The 24184-nt window shown below is 54.8% G+C and carries 11 protein-coding genes; 1 reads left to right on the forward strand and 10 read right to left on the reverse strand.

What is annotated here, in order from left to right:
* The 5 genes from B3M32_RS07485 to B3M32_RS07505 all read right to left on the reverse strand — a co-directional run bounded on the left by B3M32_RS07485 (position 1) and on the right by B3M32_RS07505 (position 8882).
* A complete protein-coding gene (locus B3M32_RS07485; RefSeq protein WP_290744777.1) occupies positions 1-1104 on the reverse strand; it encodes a vWA domain-containing protein in 1104 nt (367 codons plus the stop codon).
* A gap of 63 nt (positions 1105-1167) precedes the next feature.
* Entirely contained in the window at positions 1168-3375 is a 2208-nt protein-coding gene (locus tag B3M32_RS07490) for a glycosyl hydrolase family 8 (protein WP_290744779.1), read from the reverse strand.
* A 330-nt stretch (positions 3376-3705) separates the two neighbouring features.
* Positions 3706-4881 (reverse strand): acyltransferase family protein, encoded by a 1176-nt coding sequence (locus B3M32_RS07495; protein WP_290744781.1) that lies wholly within the window; start codon positions 4879-4881, stop codon positions 3706-3708.
* Positions 4882-4983: 102 nt separating this feature from the next.
* A complete protein-coding gene (locus B3M32_RS07500) occupies positions 4984-6816 on the reverse strand; it encodes an endo-1,4-beta-xylanase (RefSeq protein ID WP_290744783.1) in 1833 nt (610 codons plus the stop codon).
* Between the two features lie 197 nt (positions 6817-7013).
* Complete coding sequence (locus tag B3M32_RS07505; protein ID WP_290744785.1) at positions 7014-8882, reverse strand: endo-1,4-beta-xylanase; 1869 nt, start codon at positions 8880-8882, stop codon at positions 7014-7016.
* A 287-nt stretch (positions 8883-9169) separates the two neighbouring features.
* Between B3M32_RS07505 and B3M32_RS07510 the strand changes: the two genes are divergently transcribed.
* Positions 9170-10702, forward strand: a complete 1533-nt coding sequence (locus B3M32_RS07510; protein WP_290744787.1) for a PHB depolymerase family esterase — start codon at positions 9170-9172, stop codon at positions 10700-10702.
* Between the two features lie 122 nt (positions 10703-10824).
* Here B3M32_RS07510 and B3M32_RS07515 read toward each other — a convergent pair whose 3' ends face one another.
* The 5 genes from B3M32_RS07515 to B3M32_RS07535 all read right to left on the reverse strand — a co-directional run bounded on the left by B3M32_RS07515 (position 10825) and on the right by B3M32_RS07535 (position 24108).
* Positions 10825-13809, reverse strand: coding sequence for a glycosyl hydrolase family 95 catalytic domain-containing protein (locus tag B3M32_RS07515; RefSeq protein WP_290744789.1), 2985 nt, complete (start codon positions 13807-13809; stop codon positions 10825-10827).
* A 76-nt stretch (positions 13810-13885) separates the two neighbouring features.
* Complete coding sequence (locus B3M32_RS07520) at positions 13886-17350, reverse strand: glycoside hydrolase family 2 TIM barrel-domain containing protein (RefSeq protein ID WP_290744791.1); 3465 nt, start codon at positions 17348-17350, stop codon at positions 13886-13888.
* Between the two features lie 153 nt (positions 17351-17503).
* Positions 17504-19570: a family 43 glycosylhydrolase gene (locus tag B3M32_RS07525; protein WP_290744793.1), complete on the reverse strand. Its 2067-nt coding sequence runs from the start codon at positions 19568-19570 to the stop codon at positions 17504-17506.
* Between the two features lie 123 nt (positions 19571-19693).
* Positions 19694-22327: a carbohydrate-binding protein gene (locus tag B3M32_RS07530; protein ID WP_290744795.1), complete on the reverse strand. Its 2634-nt coding sequence runs from the start codon at positions 22325-22327 to the stop codon at positions 19694-19696.
* Positions 22328-22440: 113 nt separating this feature from the next.
* Positions 22441-24108: a cellulase family glycosylhydrolase gene (locus B3M32_RS07535; RefSeq protein ID WP_290744797.1), complete on the reverse strand. Its 1668-nt coding sequence runs from the start codon at positions 24106-24108 to the stop codon at positions 22441-22443.
* Positions 24109-24184: the final 76 nt, after the last annotated feature.

The raw sequence follows: 24184 nt of genomic DNA on the forward strand, positions 1-24184 counted from the left end.
CTACGGGATCCTCACGAAGCGCGTGTTCGCGAGCAAAAGTTCAAGCAAAATGAGCAAGGCACCGGCCAATAGCCAGGGGTAAAATTTTTCGGCATAGCGAGCATAGGCGACCGTCTCGATTTCCGATTTCTCGAGCTGGTCGATTTCGGCATAGATTTCTTCGAGCTGTTCCTTGTTCTCGGCACGGTAGAACTTGCCACCGGTCTTCTGCGCCACGGCAGCGAGAGTCCTCTCGTCGATACCTTCTTCCGGAGTAATATCGCGTTCGCCCCAGGAAATTTCGCCCGTCCACGGGTTCTGCTGGAAAGAGAGAATCTTTCCGTTTTTCTTGCCCACGCCCACCGTATAGACCTTGATTCCCAGCGACTGGGCGACATCGGCGGCTCGCACGGGCGAAATCACGCTCGCGTTGTCACGGCCGTCGGTCAGGAGCACCACCACGCGGGACTTGGCATCGGACTTTTCCAGGCGGGCGAGCGCGTTCATGAGGCCATCACCGATAGCCGTTCGGCTCGCAATAATGGAATCCCGGGCCAATTCATCGGTGGCACCCAGAATCTCGAGAAGACTCCCGTAATCGAGCGTAAGCGGACACTGCGTCACGGCACGGCTACCGAAAGCCGAAAGCCCTATGCGGTCGCTGTGGCGCTTCTGGATAAATTCGGCAATCACCACCTGGGCATAGCCCATACGGCTGTACTTCCAGTAATCGCCCGATTTCAGGATGCGTTCCGCGTTCATCACGCCGAGTTTTGCCTGTTCGGTACGGGTCAGCATGTCGAGCGTCCCCATGGAGCCCGAGACGTCAAGGGCAAGCATGATATCGACGCCGTCGGTATTGGTATATTCCACCTCCATGGCGTTCTGCGGGCGGGCAAGCGCCACGATAAAGCAGCAGAGGGCCGCGAGGCGCAGAGCCGGCACGATATGCCTAAAACGCACCCTACGGCTAGGGACAGCCCTTTTCGCGATAGAAAGGGCAGGAAACTTGATAGTACTCTTACGACGGTGCTGACGGTACACGTACAGCGCAACAAGAACAGGAACCAGGATAAACAGCCAGAAGGCTTCCGGGTTCTGGAAATGAAGCGATCCTATATCCATGGCCGAGAATATACAAAAAACCGGAGCCCGAAGGCCCCGGTTTTTCAAAGAAAAACGAAGGTTTTACTTAACGCTGACAGGACGGATGTCGCCGTTTACCTTCACAAGGAACACACCCTTGTTCGGGAGGGTGACAGCGTGCGAGGCGCTAGTAATCTTGCCAGAAGCAACCACCTTGCCCTGGACGCTCATGATAGCGTAGCTGGAGCCGATCTTGGCGTTGAGAATCTGGACCTGGAGACCGCTCGTGTGGACCTTGATGGTGCTGAGAGCGTCAGCCATGGCGATGGACACGGAGCCCGAACTGGAAGAGCCGCCGATGGAGGCAGAAGAGCCCACAACCGTGCTGGAAGAAGACGGCGGGATAACTTCCTTGATTTCGATGCCCGTCAGCTTGACCGGATCGATAACCTGGCCGCTCGCATCGAGGAACTCGATGGACTTGAGGGAGATGGAAGCGTAGCCACCCTTAGGCATCTTGGCTTCGAACTTCACGCCAGAAGCAGTCTTCATGACATCGTTCGCAGTGGAGGGGTCATTGACCCAAGTCGGAACAGTAAGATCGCCAACAGTGGGTGAGCCGCCACCAGCCAATTTGAGCTTGATGGTTTCATAACCATTGGTCGTTTCCAGCATATAGCCCGGTTCACCACCCGCTTCGGAAGTAGAGGTATTGAGCAAGGCAAAGCGGATTGTTCCTTCAGTCTTGATATTGAACCGAACAGCGCTCACACCAAGAGCGGTGAAATCCACACCGGATTCATCGGCCTTGAAGTTCATGGCGATACCGGCACTCGGATAGTGACCGGCATTGGCATCAGCAGAACCATAAGCCGGTTCCGGGCCGATCTCGATAAACGCTTCGGCGGTAATGCCTTCGCTACCGAGGAACAGCGGAGAAGAACCGGAATCCGGCTTCATCTGCGTACCGGTATTGGACCACTTGTCATGATAGGCACCCCATTTCCAGAAACCAGAAAGACCGACCGAAGAATCTTCCTTAGCCTGCTGGATACCGGAAGGCATCCTGACGCCACGCATCAAGGACGGATCGGGGGTAAACTTCGTAAAGCTGTTCATATCGTAGAAGTTGGGCATGTTACCGGTCATGAGGAGCAAATAGAGGATATTCAAGGTTGCCGGGTAGTACTTTTCACCCGGAACATTGTCTTGACCGCAATTGCTGGCAGACTCGCAGCTAGTCAGAGAAGCAAGGACCTTGTACACAGTTTCCATGTAAGCCTTGTCCGCTTCACCATCGAAACTGGATGCCGCAAGGCCGAGACCGCCGGAGAACGTAGAAGAAACGAACTTACGGGCACTGATATTGGGGTCGGAACCATCGGGCTTGTAACCGGACTGGATACCACCGGCATCGTTGAAGGTGGCAGAATAGAGCCAGTTCACAATTTTCTTGTTGAAGCTCTTGGCATCATTATTGCCATACCAGTAGTAGGCCCAGGCGGTACGCCACGGAGTACGGGCGGCATCGTCAAAGAAGGCGGCCATTGTAGCACCGTCACCAACGGCAGCCTCGCGGTTGATCATCGGCTGATGGGAATTCCAGTCACACCAGTCGGTCACGAGACCCGACGTACCATTTTGGCACTGACTCAAATCACTAGCCGTAGTCGAAAGTACATTGCTCCACGGACCGTTAGTGTCAACAGATTTGAAAAGTTCAATCGTGGCGAGAGCGCCATAGCTCGGGTTGAATGCGGTATTCCACCTGTTACCCGGCTTGACATGGCCACCGTTGATATCGTTCTGGGCAATCCAACTGATAAGGGTTTTGGCGTCGTTCAAGTAGGAGTCGTTACTCCACTGCTTTGCAGCCATCAAGAGAGCGAGAGCCGCATCGAAGTCAGCGTCCGTTGCCGTGCCACCCTGGGCACCGTCACCCACACGCCAGTTCATACCACCACCGGTACCGTCGGCATTGCTCTTCCAGGTGCTATAGAGTTTATCAAACATCTCCTTGGCGCCATTGGAGCCGTCATCCATATACACGGCAATCAACATACCATAAGCAATACCTTCAGAAACGGTAGAGCCGGTTCCGTCCGGAGATAAAATCCAGCCACGGTTACCGTCGTAAAAGGCAGTCTTCCACCGATTGAAGTGCGCCTTGATCATATCCGTATCGGCAAACGGGATAGTATAGCCGTGCGGATTCTTCACGTTCTGCGGGAACGGATACTTCGGGGCAGCAGTACCCGCGACAGCGGCCAACGCGACCGCGCATGTCGTAATCTTCAGTAAAGATTTCATTCTTTTTTCCTTCGTTTTTTTTGTTTTCCCACCCACCCTAAATATAATTGAACCCACGAAATATTGCACCCCACAGTATGTAATAATTCCGTTGCACACGGCGTAAAAACGTCGGTTCGTAAACAAAAAATTTCAAACAAGATGTTGCCAAAGTGCCCTGCGTCACACGAAAACGCGGAGTGTAGGATGATTGATAATTGAGAGTCATCCTTGACCAGTCATCCTCCGAAGGAGGATCCATCATTTTTATACCATCGCTAGTCCAACCCGCCGAGGATCATCACTTTCATACAGGCGCATGTACAAGAGTGATGGGGCCCCCTCTAAGTTCTAATTACCCACTGCTTTCTTCCGCTTGCGGCGCCAAGTCTTGAACTCCATATACAGCGTACTGACCGCATACACGAACACCATGAAGAGAACGGTATTTTTGGGGCAGTTCAAGTTGCAAATGCCCCAGGCGATCGTAATGAACGGCAGGTGGATGAGGTACGGATAGAAGCTCGCGCGGCCGACACGGCGCACAATCCCGATGCAGAAAAACCGGGCCATGAACCCCTTGCCGCTCAGAAGCGACAAGACGAACATCCCGTAAACGAGAATCGGGAAACTATGGTGAATAAAGTAATTCACGCCGGGATTGTTGGACGGCCCCATCAGGAAGAGGCTCCCGTAAAGTGCGGCCAGCAACACCGCCTGCGCGAGCCCGCTAACGTAATCGCGCTTGAGAAAATCAAAGAAACCTTCCTTGTACAACCGGAAAATGACCATGCCGAAAATGTACTCGAATATGCGCACCGGCGCGAACATGTGGAAGAACCTGTACTTGGCCGCATAGCCGTCGAACCAGAGATTCCCGGTCAGGCCGAAGACCGCCGCCCAGACAATCCCCGGAACAAACACCGCGCCAAAGAGAATCCAGAGCGTGCGTCGGTTCTGCCTAAAGAGCCAGCGGCTGAACCACGGCGTAATGGCGTAGCACACGAAAAAACTCGTAAGCGACCAGGAGGGTTCGTTCAGTTTCATCCCCAAGTCGGGGACAATGGACCACGTCAGCGAAAGGTGCAAGAGCAGGCTCCGCCAGGGATGCGCCATCGCGGCAAGCCCGCGGGACGCGCAATCACCCAGCTCGCCAAGCGACGGCAAGTGCGAATACCCGCTGAACTTGAACACGAGTACCACGAACATCAGGAGCGTCATAAAGAAATGCAGCCGGTAAAGCTTGGCGATACGGCTGAACATGAACGGGATGGTCGCGATACGCCTGTCCGGGTCGTTGAACTTGCTTGCGAACAGGAATCCGGCAAATACGTAGAAAATGCCCGCCGCAAACGCGGGTGCGTCGATGATGGGCATGAGCCACTTGCAATCCGACATGTAGGCTAGCGCATTCGAGCTCCCCAGGTGGAGCATCACGATATTGATGCTCGCCAGGAGGCGCAGCCCGTCGATAGCCGGGAAATAGTTGGCCTTCCCTGGAGATGTGGTCGCAACATATTCTGCCATAACGCGCCGAAATCTAGAAATATTTCCGGCAACTTTTTCCAAGAAAATAAATAGACCCCCGGATAACTCCGGGGGCCTGCGGTGTTTTGGATTAGGATTCTCTTAACGGGCCACGCGGACGCTCTGGAGCTGTCCAGTGAGGCGGTTACGCAGGTAGTAGACGCCCGAGTTCTTCACTGCGCTGGAAGTCTTGAGGATTTCAGCGGCAGCATCGAAGCCGTAGGCGCTCAGCACGCCGAGGCGCACGCCCTGCTGGTCAAACACGAAGTAGTCCTGGAGGGTGTTCTGTTCGAACTGGACGTCCTTCACGATTCCATCGGTTCCGCCGCCGATCGGTTCCGGGTCGGTCGCGTTGGCACCCTTCACGAAGGTGAAGTAGTCCACGTCGAACCAGGCGCCAGTCACATCCATGCGGAGGATATGCTTGCCGGCCGGGAGCGTCACGTTGGCAGAGACCTTGTTGTAGTCGTCGTAGTTCTCTTCGCCAGAAGATGCGGCCGGCACAGAAATCTTGTCGGTGAGTTCCTTGCCATCGAGGGACATCTGGAAGCTGGAGGTAGAACCTGCGGCAGCCACGGCGGCAAAGAAGGTATATTCGCCTGCTTCGGCAACATTGATAGTGTATTCGAGCCAGTCGCCTTCGTTGTTGTAGCCCACCACGACCCCGGTAGCCTTCTTGTACAGGTCAACGCCGGTATCGCTGCGGTAGTCGGAGTTGCCATGGTTTTCGGAATCGGCGTCATAGTAAGACTGGTTGGAGGAGCCGTCTTCGTTCTTGCCCTTGCCCGGAATGTCGAAATCTTCGGCTTCAACCTTGCCCGGGACGGCAATCGCTTCGCCCTTGAACGGGAGCTGCGGTTCCGGATCGACCTGAGTGAGTTCGCCCGTCGGAAGGCCCGTCGTGTTGACACCCTTGTTCTTGGAGAGGTAATCCTTGAGCCAGGTCATGGCCGGACGATCCTTGCCATCCCTGATAATACCGGAGTTACCGTTCGTGGTCCAAGTTGAACCGTAGATATAGCCCCAAAGGGTGATACCGGCGATGTGTTCATTTTCCATGAAGTAGGAGATCTGCTGAGAGTAGCAGTTCTTCTGGTCGTTATCGTCTGCAGTAGCGATATCGTATTCAGAGATGAACATCGGCATCTGGGTTTTGCTCCAGATTTCTTCAATAGCGCTCTTGAGCGTATTGATGTTCAAGCAGGAACCGCCACCGCCCTGGCCACCAGCCTGACCGCCGGAAACCTGCATGTCGTGAGCCTGCAAGCCGTAGGCGTCAACCGGAGCACCAGCCTTTTTCAGCTTGTTGATCAGGTCGATACCTTCGTTCTTCTGCCACTGCACAGTGTTATAGTCGTTATAAATGAGGATTGCATCCGGCCAACGTTCACGAGCCATCTTGAATGCGGTCACCACGAATTCGTAGTTGCCGTTATCGCCACCGAGTGCCGGAATGATGTTGTTGTTATTGCCGTATCCAGAGTGGTAACCGCCACCAGACTTGATAGCTTCGTTCACCACGTCAATCATTTCAAGATCGGGGTAATGTTTCTTGACGGCGTCCATCCAGTTCGTGATGGCCGTCTTGGTATCGTTTGCGCTAAGGCCGTTCAACCAGTTCGGATACTGGGAGCCCCAAACCAGGGCATGGAACTTGAAGTGCCCGCCATTGTTCTTTGCCCAGTTGTAGGCAGCATCGCAACCGCTCCAGTTGAAATTACCGCGGGAACCTTCGATAGAGGCCCACTTACATTCGTTTTCGGCGGTAATCTGGTTCCACAACTGCGTAAAGTCGCTACGAACCTGACCGCGTGTCGTAATGTTACCGACGAACTTGGCAGCGCCATCGGCCAGGCCGGGCCCTGCGAAAGAGACCGTCGACGCCGCAAGAGCGATCGTTGCGGCCCTAGCAACTGATGAAAGTATGTTTTTCATGATCCACATCCTTGAATTATTGTTAATAAGGCCGACAGCCTTGCCAACCCATAATAAAACTACCCCGAAAAATGTGGACTTTTTCACGCCTGAAGAGTGTTTCCATGGACAATCTATCCATAGAAACAGCAAAAACGACCCCCGAAACCTCCGTTTCGGGACCCGTTTTCTAGAATTTCGAGCTTTTCAGGGTACGATTAGCGGGCGATACGGATTTTTTGCATTTCTCCGGTAAAGCGGTTACGCAGCAGGTACACACCCGAGCACTTAATGTCGGCAGAAGAACGGAGGATTTCCGCGGCGCCGTCGAAACCATAGGCACTCATGACACCCAGGTTGACGCCGTGCATGTCGAACACGAAGTAATCCTGGAGGGCGTTCGGGTCGTATTTCACGACCTGCGGGATAGCGTCCGTGCCCGGTTCATCCTTCACAATCGGTTCCGGATCGGTAGCGTCCTTCCCCTTCACGAAGGTGAAGTAGTCCACGTCGAACCAGGCGCCGGTCACGTCCATGCGCAAGATATGCTTGCCCGCCGGGAGGGTCACATTCGCGCTGACCTTGTTGTAGTCATCGTAGTTTTCTTCGCCAGACGTTGCCGCAGGAACCGAAACCACGCCGGTGAGTTCCTTGCCGTCGAGAGAAAGCTGGAAGCTAGAGGTAGAACCTGCGGCTGCCACGGCGGCAAACATGGTGTAGTCGCCCGCCTCCTTCACGTTCACGGTCCATTCGAGCCAGTCGCCTTCGCTGTTGTAGCCAACGATAACGCCCGTCGCCTTCTTGTACAGGTCGACGCCAGTGCCCTTGCGGTAGTCGCTGTCGCCATGGTTCTCGGAATCGTCACCGTAAGAATCGTTGCTGGTGCCGTCTTCGTTACGGCCCACGCCCGGAATGTCAAAGTCTTCGGCCTCGATCTTGCCCGGGATGGCGATGGCCTCTCCCTTGAACGGGAGCTGCGGTTCGGGATCCACGGTCGTCAAGACGCCAGTCGGAAGGCCGGTCGTGTTCACGCCCTTGTTGGTCTTCAGGTAATCCCTGAGCCACGCCAGGGCGGCGCGGTCCTTGCCGTCCTTGAGAATGCCGGAGCATCCGGGAGCCTTTCCGTTACAGTCGAGCCAGGTATGGCCATAGACATAGCCCCACAAGGTAATACCCGCAACATGCTCGTTTTCCATGAAGTGCGAAATCTGTTCGGAGTAGCACTGCTTCTGGATGTTGTCGTCGGTAGTCGCGATGTCGTATTCGCTGATGAACATCGGGGTCTGGGTCTTGTCCCAGATTTCCTTGGTAATGCTCTTGAGCGTATTGATGTTCAAGCAGACGCCGCCGCCACCGGTACCGCCCTGGCCACCGCCCTGGCTCATCATGTCGTGGGCCTGCAGGCCGTAGGCATCGACCGGAGCGCCGTTTTTCTTGATGGTCTGGATAAGCTGGATACCCTGATCCTTGTTCCACTGGACAGTGTTGTAGTCGTTATAGATAAGGATTGCCTTCGGCCAGCGTTCACGCGCCATCTTGAAGGCGGTGGTTATGAAGGTATAGTCACCATTGTTGTCGCCGCCGAGAGCCGGAATGATGTTGTTGTTCTTGCCGTAGGGAGAATGATAGCTGTTGTTGCCCGTACGGATAGCCTCGTTCACCACGTCAATCATCTCGATTTCGGGGTAATGTTCCTTGACCGCATCGAACCAGGCGGTAATCGCCTTCCTGGTTTCGTCGACGCTGAGGCCGTTAAGCCAGCCCGGATACTGGGAGCCCCACACCAAGGCGTGGAACTTGAAGTGCCCACCGTTATTCTTTGCCCAGTTATAGGCGGCATCGCAGGAGCCCCAGTTGTAGCGGCCGCGGGTTCCTTCGACAGAGCCCCACTTACAGCCGTTTTCGGCTGTAGCCTGGTTCCAGAGTTGGGTAAACTGGTCATTAGGACCAGGAGCAGTGCCAGACTGAGTGATGTTACCGATGAACTTCGCGGCGCCATCGGCCAAGCCGGGCCCTGCGAAAGAGAAAGTCGATGCCGCAAGAGCCACGGCAGCAACCCTTGTTGCAGTTAAGAGAATATTTTTCATATCCTGTACATCCCTTATTTTAATGCGGCCGGCCACCACGCCAACCCACATAGAAAAAAATATCTCGCAAAAAAGGCAATGCATTGCGGGGAAATCAAGGTTCTATTGACACTTTATCCAAGTACAATTTTTTCTTACACGAATTTTTATTGTTTTTTGCGCATTTTAGGCAATCCGTTATTTATATCAACATTTTTTTACACAATACTCTAGCATTTGAGACGAAAAAGATTTACTTTTCTAAAAGAATACCGCAAGGGAGCGGTTTGGAAAAAAAGGAGTCAAAAATGAAATTTCCCCAAATTATGGGACTTGCCAGCATTTTGGCAATGTCTAGTACTATGGCGTTCGCCTGGAGTATTAGCGGTAAAGTCCAATCTGCCGGCTCGGGCAGAGCACTCGCTGGCGTAACCATCAACTCTTTCAACTACGCAGGAGTCGCTACAACGACCGCCGAAGACGGTACGTTCAGCATCAACACCGATTCGGACGCCCTGTTCGGCGTTGCCAGCGCAAGGATGTCCGCAAACATCCACGGCGGCGTTTTCTCGCTTGACGGCGTGAACGCCCACCAACTCAAGATTTCTGCAATCAACGCTCTCGGCAAGGTCACCTTCCAGCGTTCCTTCTACGAGATTAACGGCTCCGTGAGCATTGACCTCGCCAAGGCTGCCGGCCATAGCGCAAACTTCGTACGCGTAACCGCCGACGGATCCTCGCAGACCTATATCGTGAAGGGCAAGAATGCTCTCCTCAAGGAAGGCGATCCGCTTCCTTCCCTCATGTTCGCGCTGGACGGCTACAAGAACGTCTCCTACACGATGTCTGCAGAAGTGGAAACAGACGTAGTCATCAAGATGGAACGCGGCACCAACACCACGAGTTCTGCCACGGTCGCCCAGAGCTCGAATGACGTCGTCAAGTCTTCTTCTAGTGTCGAGGCTCCGACCAGCTCCGAAGAGGCAAAGTCCTCCGCGAGCCAGGACCCGATTACGGTCGACTGCTCCGGCAAGACCGCAAAGCACGTAGACAAGCAGCAAATGTACGTGACCGTCGACGGCAAGAAGCGTACCTTCATTATGCACATTCCGGACACCTACAAGGGCGACAAGCCGGTACCGCTCGTTGTCGACTACCACCCGATTGGCGGATCCGGTGAAGGCCAGTACAGTGGCACGACTTACAGGTCCCAGACCGATCCCGAAGGCGTAATCACCCTGTACCCGGATGGCACGGCCAAGGGCGGTGGCGGAATGATGGGCAACATGCCCGGCTGGAACGTAGGTCCCTGCTGCTCTAACGACGACGACGTCAAGTTCTCCCGCGAAATGATCAAGGCAGTCAAGGAAATCGCCTGTATCGACCCGCAGCGCATCTATGCGACCGGTTTCTCCATGGGAGGCGGTATGAGTAACCACGTGGCCTGTTTCATGTCTGACGTCTATGCCGCAGTCGCTCCTGCAGGTATGGACCTGAACAAGACGAACAGCGCCCAGTGCAACCCGGATCGTCCGATTTCTGTCATCAACTTCCGCGGCACCAACGACGGTACCTGCCGTTACGAAGGTGGCGATAGCGGCTTCAATGACGGTTTGAACTTCCTCGGAGCCAAGGGAACCTTCGAATTCTGGAAAGAAAAGAACGGATGCACCGGTTCTGCAACCAAGAACGCCAGCGGCTGCGACGAATACTCCAACTGCAGGGACGGCGTGAAGGTCGTGCTCTGCACCAAGCAGGGTGGCGGTCACGAACAGGGCGACGGCAAGATTGGCTGGCCGTTCCTCAAGCAGTTCACGCTGCCTGCCAGCTTCGTGAAGTAAGATTACTTTATATTCTCTCCCCCCAAAGGCGTCCTTTCCGGGACGCCTTTTCTACATCACAAAAAGCGCTCCGGTATCCCGGAGCGTTTTTTGGGTTGGATGTGGAGATCTTTCTTAAAGAATTACAAAGCCTTTATTTTAATGACCTTGCTTGCGGAACCGCAGCGGACTTGCGCCACGTAGATTCCAGATTTCAGCGAGGCGAATTCCACGACACCGGAACCCGAGCCAGTCTTCTTTGCCACCAGATTCCCGTTGGTGTCGTAGAGCACCGCCGTAAAGCCAGTACCAGCCGGCACGTTGACCATCAGGGCTACCGAGGCTCGCGCCATACGGATTTCGCGAACGGAGATCATGGATACAGCCGTATGGACAGGCATGACCGGCATTCCCTCCCCCTTGATTTCGTACCAGTCCACATTCATCAGGTACGTGTCGCCACCGTTATAGGTGAACACGAGCTTCTGTTCGCCGGCAGCCAAATCAAGGGTGCCCGTGGCTTCGTACCAATCGTTCCAACCATCTGTCTTCGAGGGGTCTACGGTAATGGAGCCAAGCACCTTCCCCGCCGTATCCGTCACGGTAATGGAGCTTTCTTCTTCGGAGGCCGTCGCCACACGGGCCGTGAGAGTGTATTTCCCTGCCGAAGGAATCTTCACCAGGTAGCTGGACCAGTCACCGTCATTGATCCAGCCGAGATTCGGCACGCCGGCCTCGTCGGGTTCAATCTGCACGCCATCCATAGCGACATAGCTCTCGGCTTCGATCTTGCCCGGGACCTCGACCGGTTCGTACGGCTGGTTCGTGAGCTTGAGGTTGCCGTCGAATTCATAGACTTTTCCGGGAACCGTCGCAGTAGTGAACTTGTTGGAGCCGTTCACCAAGTTGAGCGTCTGCCCCACATCGGACTTGATGGCGACATACGTGAGCTTGCCGCCCTTCCAGGCCATAGAATCAATCTCGAAGCCGCCGCGGGCACGGATACCCCTGATGCTTCCATCCTTCCACTGCGAGGGGAGCGCGGGCAGCAAGTTAATCCTGTTGTTATGACTCTGCATGAGCATCTCGTTCACGCCCGAGACCGCACCGAAGTTGCCGTCAATCTGGAACGGCGGGTGCGCATCGAAGAGGTTGTTGTAAGTCTTGTTCGGCGTAAGGAGCATGCGGATCATCTTGTAGGCATGATCGCCGTCGTGCATGCGGGCCCAGAAGTTGATTTTCCAGGCCAAGGACCAACCGGTCGCATCGTCGCCGCGCTGCTGCAGCGTGACGCCTGCGCCCTTGATCAGGTCGGGAGTCTCTTCGGGCGTAATCTGCGCGCTCGGGAAAAGGCCGTACAAGTGCGAAATATGGCGGTTCTTGTTGTTCGGGTCGTCCCAGTCCTGGAGCCATTCCGTAATCTGGCCGTACTTGCCCGTCTTTGTAGGCGGGAGCCTCTTGACGGTCGCTTCCATCTTGGCTCGAACATCCTCGTCGACGCCGAGAATCTTGGACGCCTCAATCGTGTAGTTCAGCACGTCGCGGATAATCTGGTTATCCATCGTCGGGCCAAAGCAGACGTTGTAGCCGCTGTGGTCGTTTTCCGGAGAATCGCTCGGGGCCGTTACCAGGTACTTGTTGCCGGTCGTCGGCTCTTCCACAAGGCTGTTCACGAAGAAGAGCGCCGCTCCCTTCATGGTAGAATAGACATCCTGCAAATAAGCCTTGTCGGTCGGATTGAAGAGGAAATGCTCCCACAGGTGCGTGCTGAGCCAGCCAGCACCACTCGGCCAGAGCCCCCACGCGCCGTCAATCGGGGCAGAACGGTTCCAGAGGTCGGTATTGTGGTGTTCCACCCAGCCTTCGTCTACGCCCCAGTGCACCTTGGCAGTCTTTTCGCCCTGCGGCACCATGCTCTTGATTTTGTCGATGAGAGGCCACACGCATTCCTCGAGGTTCGCCGTCTCTACCGGCCAGTAGTTCATTTCGAGGTTGATGTTCGTGGTGTACTTGCTACCCCACATCGGGTTCGTGTCCTTGTTCCAGATCCCCTGCAGGTTCGCGGGCTGGCCGCCCTTGCGGGAACTTGCAATAAGCAGGTAGCGTCCGAACTGGTAATGGAGTTCCACAAGCGAGGGGTCGTTCGTAGAATTGAAATTCTTCACGCGGGTGCTGGTGATGTCGCCCGCGCTCTTGTCGGCGGTGCCCAGATCAATACTCACGCGATTGAAAATCGCCTGGTAGTCCTTCAAGTGGGCATTGAACAAGTCATCGTAAGACTTGCCCTCGACCTTGCTCATGATGCCCTCGGCAATGGCACCCGGGTCACCCGAAACATCGTTATACGACTTGAAGTTTGTCGCAATCGTAAGCACGAGCATCGCGGAATTCGCGCCCTGCACGTTGATATTCCCGTTCGAGACGGAAACCGTACCGCCATCGGCCACCACGTTCAGGCGGTTTTGGAACTTGATGGAATTTACCGTCACGTCGTAAACGAGCGTATTGCCGCTATTCGACATCTTGTTGTTGCGGTGCGGAGTCGTCATGGTCGCGCCGAAACTCACCGATCCGCTCTTGTCTGCAGACAAACGAACAACAATCACGTGGTCCGGGTAACTCGCGAAATATTCGCGCGTGTACTTCACGCCGCCCGCCGTATAGGTCGTCTTTGCAAGAGCCGTCTTGAGGTCGAGTTCGCGGCGGTAATTCGTGGCACCCGAATGTGACGTGGTAATCACGAGATCGCCCACCGGCTGGAAACTTGCCGGGCCGGGGCCAATCATGTAGTTCGATACGATGGATTCGGCAGTCCTGTAGTCACCGCGCCACAGGGCATCGCGGGCATCCTTCAGGTGGCTAGCCGCCCCCTGCTTGTTGTTGTCGCCCGGGCCGCCCGACCAGACGGTACCTTCGTTCAGGCCGATGATATCCTTGGCAACGCCACCGTAGACGATACCACCCATGTAGCCGTTCCCGATGGGGAGCGCGTTCGTGAATTCCGTCCCCGCATCGCTATCGTACCAGAGCGTAAGCGGATTTTCCGCCTGCGTTTCCGTAAAGGTGCCACAAGCCAGCACAAGCGCCAGGCCGAACTTTACAGCTTTATTCTTAACGAAATGAACCATCTCTCCTCACTTTCCAGAAAACATTCCGGAAGATACTCTCCCGGAATGCTTTTGGTATGGTGTGTGTATAGGAACTTTACTTCTTGACCTTGATGCGGAATGTCTGGCCACCGTTACTGGGTTTCACCAGATAAATTCCCGAACGCTGTACCGCGCTAGCGGTTTTTTCGTGAAGGTCTTCGACACCGCGCGTCATGAACTTCGCCACAATGCGGCCCTGCATGTCGAACACGCGATAGCTTTGCTCGGTTTCGGAATTTCTGAAGACGAGAGGCTTGGAGACCTTTATCGGGAGAGTGACATCTATATCCGGCTGGTTCTCGTATATCGCGTCCATTTCCTTCTGACCATAGGGTTCCGCCGGCAAATCGTTCCAGCCAAAGTTCTTGAAGCCGAGCAGCGAGTATTCGGTCGGGTCGTTCAACAGCTGGCGGATCGGGGCTATGCGGAACTTATGCGAGTATTCCTTGTTCGCATTCAGGCGGTAGGCGGCAAGCGGTTCGGCTCCCCAGGAATTGATACCACCGAGACCCATCTGGTGCAGATCGACGCGGAGGGTGATGTCCTTGTTGCGCTTGAGTTCCCACGGGAGCTTCACGTCGGAGAGCTGTTCCGGGGTGTAATGCTGGGCGCTGAATTCCATGCGCGGGTTACCCACAATCATGAGGCCCTTGCCTTCCTTGTTCGTGAGAGTCGCCCACTTCACGTCGGTACGCTGGCCCGTTTCGCCAATTTCCATGTACTTGACCGTCATGGAGTCGGCAAGCGTGGAGAATAGGCCCATAAAGCTTCCGCGGTTACGACCGATGTAGTTCTCGTCCGGGCCGCGGCCGAACCAGCGGACCTTCTCGTAGCCTTCCGGAACCGTGAATAGCGTACCCACGTTCGGGATGTAGCTCTTGGAGCCGTCCGGATTGAAAGTGTATTCCACAACGATATCGCCACTGCCGTAAACGTAGTAGGTCATCTTCATCTTGGAGCTGCCCACATCCGGGAAACCGAAGTTGAATGTCACCTGGGTCTCTTGCGGAGAAACTTCCTTGACTTCGGAGGACACATTACGGTTCTTGCTCGCCTTGCGCCATTCGCCGTGGCCCCTTTCCATATTGAATCCCTTGTCGTTGTCGGTCGGGGCGCGCCAGAAGTTGGGAATGCCACCGTTCTTGATGATGGTATCCTTACCGAGAATATAGCTGGCAAGCGTACCTGCCTTCTCATCAAAGTTGATCTTGAAATCCGTGCCCTCGATGGAGAGCCCGCTCACGCGGGAGACCTTGAAACCGTTCATGGTGCTGACATCCACTTCGGTGGACCAGAGCTGGCCCAAATCGATACCGAACTGTTCGTGACCGACGCTATGTCCCGCCTTCGCCCAGAGTTCATCCTTCTTGAGGCGGAAATCGATATCCAGGTGGTATTCGGCACCGACTGTTGTCTCGATTTTCGGCATCTCGATGGTCACTTCCTTCTTCTGCAGGGGACCGATGTTCATCTGCGAACCATCTAGCCTGCCAGTCTTGATGACCTTGCCGTTTTCCCTGATTTCCCAGACGGCATCGAGGAAGTCGCCCAGGTTCTTGAAAAGATAGCGGTTTTCGATTTCGAGCTTGCCCTTGGCGGCATCGACATTCTTCACGCGCAGTTGGCTGTACTGGTACTTGACTTCCCACATTTCCGGCTGGATTGCACGGTCGGGGAACACGAGACCGTTCGCACAGAAGTTGTCGTCGTTCTGCCAGTCACCCCACATGCCACCGAATTCCCAGTACGGAGTGCCCTTGTGGTGCAGGCCCTGGTCGATGAAGTCCCAGATGAAGCCGCCGAAGGCGCGCGGGTTGCCATAGAAGGCGTCCATGTATTCCTTCAGGTCGCCCACGGAGTTGCCCATGGCGTGTTCGTATTCGCAGAGCATCACGGGCTTGTTCGCATCCTTGTAACCTGCGATATAGTCGTATCCCCAGTACATCTGGCTCGTCACGTCGGCATTGTTGTTGTCGCCTTCGTAATGCACGTAGCGGGTGGAGTCAATCTCGTGAGCGCGCTGGCGTTCGGAGGCGAACACGTTGCCGTTACCCGCTTCGTTACCGAGCGACCACAGAATAATACAGGGGTGGTTCTTGTCGCGCTGCACCATGCTGTTCAGGCGATCCACCACCGGGGCGCGCCAGTCGTCGCTGCTCTTGGGCAGGTCACCGTTCGCACCGTGGCTTTCGACGTTCGCCTCGTCAATCACGTAAATGCCGTACTTGTCGCAAAGATCGTACATCATCGGATTGTTCGGGTAGTGGGACATGCGGAGCGCATTGATATTGAATTTCTTCATCAGGATGATGTCCTGTTCCATGCGCTCGTAGTTCACCGCGCGACCGTTATCCGGATCGAGTTCGTGACGGTTCACGCCATGGAACTTCACCGGCATGCCGTTCACCAGCAGACGCGGGGCCCCGTTTTCCTTCTTGATTTCGACCTTGCGGAAACCGATCTTGTTGCTTTCGACCTGGATTACCTTGCCGCTGCCGTCCTTGATGACAAGCACCGCGGAATAAAGGTTCGGGGTTTCAGCAGACCAGCGGTCCGGCTTGGTAAGAGGCAGTTCAAAATGCACGCTCTTCTCGCCACCAGCGCTGATTCCCGAAACCTTCTGCGAAGAGGGAGCAATCACTTCAGCACCCTTGTCGTTGTAAAGCGAAAGCTCCACAGTGTAGTCGCCGGAAGCGGACGCCGTAGAGTTGTAAATCCATGCGGTAGTCTTCAGCAAACCGTCGGTGTAGTTGTTGGTGAGTGTCGCATCGATCTGGAAATCCTGAATATGTACCGTCGGCACGGCGTAGATATATACATCGCGCATGATGCCCGAGAGACGGATGAAGTCCTGGTCTTCGAGCCAGGAGCCGTCGCACCAGCGGAACACCTGCACGGAGATATTGTTCTCACCCTTGCGCAGGTACTTGTTGATATCGAATTCATGACCGGTGAAGGTATCTTCGCTATAACCCACGTAGTTGCCGTTCACCCAGACGTAGTAAGCAGATTCCACGCCTTCAAAGTGCAAGCGAATTCTCTTGCCATCCCACTTTTCGGGAACGGTGAAGGTGCGGCGGTAATGGCCCACCGGGTTAAAGTCCGTAGGAGCATACGGAGCAGAGACCCTGTTGTTCTGTGCCCACGGATAAACCACATTCGTGTATATCGGATGGTCATAACCAAGGATTTGCCAAGAAGACGGCACCGGGATTTCGTCCCAGCCCGAAACATCGTAGTTGTCCTTGTAGAAGTCGTTGTTGCGCTGGCTAGGCTTATCGACATGGAAGAACTTCCACTTGCCCGAAAGCGTCTGGTACCACTCGGAAGCATGGCGGTCGCCCTTGATAGCCTCTTCCACCGTAGTGTAGGGCATCGAGGTCACGTGCGGATTAAGCCGGTTTACGCCGAAAACACGCGGTTTGCCGTTCCATTCGTCGTTCGGTTGAGCCCATGCGGACGCACAGGCAAAAAGGCCGATAAGGCCAAGAAATCCAATTTTCTTGAAACTCTTGTTCATAACATCCCTCATAAAACTCCATGTGTAATAAAAAAATACCCCTTTTCGAGGCTGTTTACAATACAGCAAAAACAATCTTCATGGACGTTTTATCAAAAGCAAAAAAAGCCCCGTCTCGACAGACGGGGCATCCGAGATTTTCCTTGTGGGAAATTACCTTACTTGTACACGCTGGAGCCTGGATTGTCCCCTGTCACGAACCATGTATACCCCGCGGGCAAACCCTTCCCGTGCAAGCGCTCTGGATATCGTTTCGCCCCGCAGTTCCACGCGGCCCATGTACTGACCCAGAAGTCCGTAGACATCGAACGTGGTCTGTGCATGCACATCGAGGTGCATATCCTTCGCGATGGAAATCGTGCCGTTCGGGTCGGTAAACTGCAACCAGTCCACATTCAGGTAGCCGCCCGTAATGAGCAACTTGAGTACGTGTTCGCCTTTCTTGAGTTCCACGGAGCCCACATCGACAACCTTGTAGGTGGTGAAAACGGAATCCACTTTTTCGAACGTAATCGCATCCGTAATCGCTTTGTCGTCAACAAACAGCTGCATACCGGCAGTTTCGAACGCAGTCGCGACGTTCGCAGTGATATCGTACTTGGCATCCGCCGTGACATTGACGGTGTACTCCACCCATTCGCCTTCGTTGGTGTAGCCGATGGCGTAGCCCGTGCAGGCCACTTCGCCGCACTTGGAATCGCTAATGTCAACGACGTCGACTTCGTCTTCGCGGTAGGCCTTGCCCTGATTTTCGCGGTCGTTGTCGTAGAAGGCCTTGTTGTGGCCGCCTTCGTCGTAGTTTTCCGCCTCGATCTTGCCCGGAATTGTCGCCGGCTTGTCGTTGTAAGCCGTCTGCGGAACGGCAGTCTTTTCGCTTTCCATGTACCAGTAGTCAAAATCGAAACCGCCCTGTTTGACGACAAAGAACAGGTCGTCGACGCCGGCGGCATCGGTCACGTCGAAGGTATGTTCTTCCCAAGCAGAACTAGACGGGATATTCATGGACGCAAGGAGTGCGCCGTTTTCGGAACCGGCATGGAGTTCAAGCTTGCCGCCGTTACCCCTGGTGCAAACGATAATGCGGTCGGCACCGTCGCCCATGTCAACAGAACGCACCTTGGTATAGAATCCGCTGTTCATTTTGGTGAGGAAGACATTGCCGTATTCGGCACCGACATGTTCGATGATGGTGTAGCCGCCCGACGTATTGACAGTCATGCCGCCAACCCAAGCCTTGGTTTCGGCTTCCACGCGCACGAACGGGTCAAGGTTCTTGATGGGCTTTACGACGCCATTGTTGGTGGCGCGGATCGTGGGAATGGTACCGTCGGCATTCCAGGTGAATTCTTCGATGGCAGTAGAACGGCTGTAGCCGCCGCCCTTCACGTTCTTCTGGTTGTGATAGAAGAAGAAGCTGCGGCCCTTAAAGTCGACAATGCCGGAGTGGACGGTGAACGCGGCACCCGGTTCGTTTTTCGGCATAATGACGCCCTTATAGGTCCAGGGGCCCGTCGGGGAATCGCTCCAGGAATAGTCAATAGATTCGGGAATGCCGCCGGCGGCGTAAATCATGTAATATTTTTTGCCGCGCTTGTGAATCCATGGGCCTTCGGTATACTTGCCGTTAAAGGTGCTCATGTCGGAGACCTTGATTTCGCTTGCGCATTCAATCATGTTCTCCTTGAGGGGGCAATAATAAAGCTTCGGGTTACCCCAGTAGAGCCATGCCTGGCCATCGTCGTCAATAAACACGGTGGGGTCGATGTAGTCCCAGTTGGGACCCGCCAGGTGCTTGCCGTTCAGGGCATCCTTGAAGGGGCCTTCCTTCTTGTCGGACACGGCCACGTTGACGGCGCGGCCGCCGCGGGTGGATTCCACGGTCACGTAATAATAGTACTTGTCATTGCGGCGAATGCATTGAGACGCCCAGTCGCCGTTTTTCTTGGCAGAACCGTTAAAGTCGCCCGCTTCCAGAATGAGGGTGTTCATGTCGGTCCAGTTCACCATATCCGTGGTGCAGGAGACGCGCCAGCCGTGCATCGTGAAGAAACTGCCACCCTCGTCGTTGCCGGAATAGGTGCAAAGCGTATCGCCAAACACCACAGGCGCCGGGTCCGGAGAATAATATGTCTGGATAAGCGGGTTTTCGGCCATGGCAGAGGAGCAGAGCCCCAAAACGAGCAAAGCCGACGACAATTTCAAATTCTTTCCTATCCTCATTGTTACATCCCTTTCGCTAGAAAAAAGCGTTTTTTCCAACCCACCATGATAAAAATACCCCCAAAAACGGGGGTTTTTCACCTCAGAAAGCCACTTCGCATGGACAAGTTATCAAAGGGCGGCCTACTTCACCTGCACCCGGAGCGCCTTGCCATGGCCCGACCCGCGAACGATGTAGATGCCGTTCGCAAATCCGGCCAATTTCAGGGTTTCTCCCAGGTTCTTGCCCTTGCTGTTTTCAACACGCCCGAGAAGTCGGCCATTTGCGCCGTACACCTTGAGCGAGCGGTCCATATTCGGCATAAAGTCCATGTTGTACGCAACACTCTTGATGCCAGTGAGTTCTTCCTTGGTGAGAGCGAACTGGATCCAGTCGAGGTTCACGTAACTGCCGGTAAACAGGATGCGAAGCACGTGGTCGCCCTTCGCGATTTCGGAGGTTTCGCCTTCCACGAACCCGTAGGTGTTCCAGTCTTCGCCCTGCGGCACCGCGATGGTATCGGTAACGGCCTTGCCGTCGATGAGCAGCATGAAACTACCGCCTTCGAGGCCTGTTGCGACATTCGCGCGGAACACGAACTTGCCCGCAATGACGGAGTTCACGGTGTATTCGACCCATTCGCCAGCCTGCGTGTAACCGACGGCATAGCCGTTGCAATCCTGGGTCATGGCGGAATCGGAACAGTCTAGACCCACAACATCCACGCCGTCTTCGCGGTAGACTTTACCCTCGTTCACGAAGTCCTTGTCGCTGAACGAGACGCTCTGCCCGCCCATATCGTAGTCTTCGGCCTGCACAACGCCCGGGATGCTCATCACGGCCTTGAAGGCCTCCTGTGACACAGTGTTGCTGAAATCAGCCAGCGGGATTTCCTTGATATCGCGGATGTAGCGGAAATCTTTTTCGATACCGGCATTGTTCACGACTTCGTCGCTGTAATAGTTGTTGGACTGCTGGAGATTATTCTGACCCGCCTGATTCTGGCCCACGCCTGCAGGGGAATTCTTGAACACGTTTTCCTTCACGGTAAAACCGCTGGAGCCTTCGTCCAAGTAGATGGGCACATTCCAGTAGTCGGCCCACTTGGAAGTTCCGTTATCGTGGATATAGTTGTGCTGGATTTCGCTGCCGGTACCCTGGTTACTCAAGGTGTAAATCGGGCCGGAATCGCAAAGCAAGCGGGCAATATGGTGAATTTCGTTCCAGTTCACATGGTTATTGGTCATGGCCGTCTGGGCCTTTGTCCAGCCAAAACCGATGGAAATGCCGGAGTAGTAAGTGTAAGAGACTTCGTTATGCTCGATCACCACGTAGCGGGGGTAACCGGCGCCAATGCCCACGGCTCCCTGATGCTCATTCGTCACGTTGGTGACCAGGTTGTTCTTGACCGTATCGCGGGTGCTGATTTCGTCCTTGTCGCTAGGATTATAAGCGATATGGATTTCGGTCGTGGAGTCCTGATAGAACTTGCCAAGCATAATGCCAGCGGCACCGATTTCGAAGAAGGCGTTACCCTGGATCATGTCATCGTTAGTGCCCGAGACAAAGTCGAGGCCCGTAGCCGCAATCTGCGAGAACACGTTGCCCTGCACCAAGAAATGATGGGCATTTTCTACGCGGAACGCCGCATCGGGGCGCCACAGCAAATACTTGTTGCTGTTCAGCTTTTCCCAGTTTCCACGGCCAGGATCCGGAAGCACGTCTACATTGAAGTTTGCCGCCTGCAAATCCAAAAAGCCTTCGTCACTGGGGCGGGTAAAGTTGGAATGGGCGAAGGTCAGGCCTTCGAAAGACATGTAGCCCACTTTGTTCTTGGTATCCTTACCCAAGACGCTGAACAAGGTATTGAGGCGAGGTGCAACCACATGGGCAGTCGCCATGCTTTCGCCTTCACGGGGCTTGTAATAAAGCGTTTGATTCTTTTCGTCCAGGTACCATTCACCCGGAGCGTCAATCAGGTCGTAGGAATTTTCCAGATAAAAGACCTGCTGCTTGGGCGGATTGCTCATGAAGGCGGTGCCGAGCATGGGGAAAGCGCGGTGGAACAGCTTGGTGCGTTCGGGATCCTTGGGAATGAGCTTTGCGGTGCCGCCGTTCACCTGAGCCTTTTCCAAGCGCAAGATGTTTTCGGACCAGGCAATCATCAAGTGGATTTCGACATCTTCGATGTTCTTGATATTCTTGACGTAGTCAGCAGAGACATCGAAGGCGCGGCCCGTAGAGTCCACCTTCGTGAGGCGCACAAAGTCGTGGTCGAAACCGCCGTTGCCTTTTTCCTTTGCATCAATCACGTTGGGGAAGCACGCACGAACCGCCTTGCGGTTGTTCACGTAGAGCTGGCGGAATCGACCGTCTACGCCTTCGGCTTTCCAGATGTTGTTCGCTTCGTCATGCAGAGTCCAGCCCGTAATGGGCATACCGCCGGTAATCAAGGGTTTTTCGCCATCGGCCGCCTTATAGCGCACGTAGTGGCCGTCCTTACCGCCATCGGCTTCGGTGAAGTTGACAGTTGCCGGCAACGCGTAGGTGCCCTCGCGGAGAATCACCTCGATGTCGCCCGTCATAGTGCCGTTTATGGCACGCACGGCTTTTTGCGCCTGCGTAATCGTCTTGAAGGGAGCATCCTTAGTACCTTCCGCGGCATCGTTGCCCGAAGGGGACACGTAGAAGGTTGCCTGGGGGGCAGCAAGAGCCGCAGATACCATCAAGGCAGTCGCACAAATGACCGATTTCTCGGCAAGAATCCATAATCCCATAGATCTCCTCATACACCCCTTATTGGCGTATAGTTCCGAAACAAAAAATACCCTCTAAAAGAGGGTATTTCTAGGTAAAAACACTTCTTTTCATTGACAAGTTATCAATGGAACTACTTTATGCGGTGCCCCGTCAAGTCAAAGCGCACGCCGTTCCTTTCGACAAACAGCCGGCCACCCTGCTTGCGGAGGCGCGGGGCCGAAGTCCTGGTAACGGATGCAGGCATGATTTCGTGAATTCCCAAAGTTTCTTCGCACTTTTCGCCTTCGCAGAACTTGAGCCAGTCCACGTTCACGTAGCTCCCTGCAATAGCGAGTTTCAGGATGTGTTCACCTGCCGTAAGGTCTGCTACGCCGATATCGACTTCCTTGTACACCGTCCATACAGTGTCGACCTTCTCGAAAGTCACCGTATCGCCAATCGCCTTGCCGTCGACAAAAAGCTGGATTTTTGATGTCTCGGATGCGGTCGCCACGTTCGCACGGATTGCGAACTTACCGCTTGTGGCGACCTTCACGCTATATTCGAGCCACTCGCCCGCCTCGGTATACCCGACGGCATAGCCCTTGCAGGCATCGCCGTTGCAGGTTGCGCCATCCAGGGTAACGACATCTACAGCATCTTCGCGGTAGGTTTCGCCCTTGTTCGCGGCATCCTTGTCGTAAAAGCTGAAGCGATTACCGCCCTTGTCGTAATTTTCGGCCTCGATTACGCCCGGAATTGCAGCAGGTTCGCCATTAAACGCCTCGCGTACGAGCGGGGTCGTCTCGACCGTATCGGCCCAGGCCATCTTCATGCGGTCCACGCCCGATTGGTTCACGATTTCGAGCTTGATATTGGCGCCTTCGCCGGTGCGCTTAGTCATGCTGTACCAGTCGCCATCGCGCAGGCCCGGCCAGTAAAAACTACCCATTTCCCATTCGCGCAATTGATCGGACATGCCGCGAATGTAGGCCGTAAAATAGTTGTTAGGCGGCTGGTTGTAATCCATGTAGTCGTAATGCACGCCATTCTTTTCGCCCGGGCCCATGGCGCCGCCCCACTCCGTACACACGGTGCGGTCGGCATACTTGCCCACCTTGCCCTTGAAGCTGTTCTTCCAGCCCTGCTCGGTGGTGATGCTCATGTTCCAGAACGTGTATTCGTGCACCGCGAAAAGGCAACCCTCGAAGCGCGGGTCGTCGGCAATATCGGGCACGTTCCACGCAAGGCCCGAGCCGTCAAGCAGAATATGGTCGCGCGGAACATCAGGGAACTTGCTCAACCACTGGGCATAAAGGTCGCGCAGTTCAGTCTTGCTGTACATGTGCGGTTCGTTGAAGATTTCAAAGTAGGCATTCGGGTGGTCGCCGTATTTTTCGACGATTTTTGCCCACATGCTCCACCAGTCATTCATATTCTTGGGGCCAGAAGGCTGTGCGGGGCCCCAGTAGCCCATCACGACACGGCCCTTGGAAAGGCCCATGTCGATAACGCCCGTGTAGGTGTCCCAGAACGTGAGGATTGTGGGTTCGTTCACCGGAATGCGCACGCTGTTGGTGCCGAACAGTTCCTGGAACTGTCCGATAACGCGGTCTGCCACCACCGATGCCGACTGGTAATTGTCCGAAAGGCTCATGCCCGAAAGAACGAGCACGCCAGAGACGAAATTGTCGCGTTTGTCCGCCCAGTTTACACCGCGGAACTGGCTCGTAACCGCGAAAGAACTCACCGCCGAAAGTGCGGTTGCAATCAAAACGGAACAGGCGATTCGCCTATACTTGATTCCAAACATCTTCATACTCCTTGTTCCTGCCCCCAGGCAACAACTATAAAATATCTTTTACAAGCCTTCAAAAGAACCCCCTGCGGGGGGA

Origin of the sequence: Fibrobacter sp. UBA4309 (assembly GCF_002395745.1) — a bacterium.
GTDB lineage: Bacteria > Fibrobacterota > Fibrobacteria > Fibrobacterales > Fibrobacteraceae > Fibrobacter.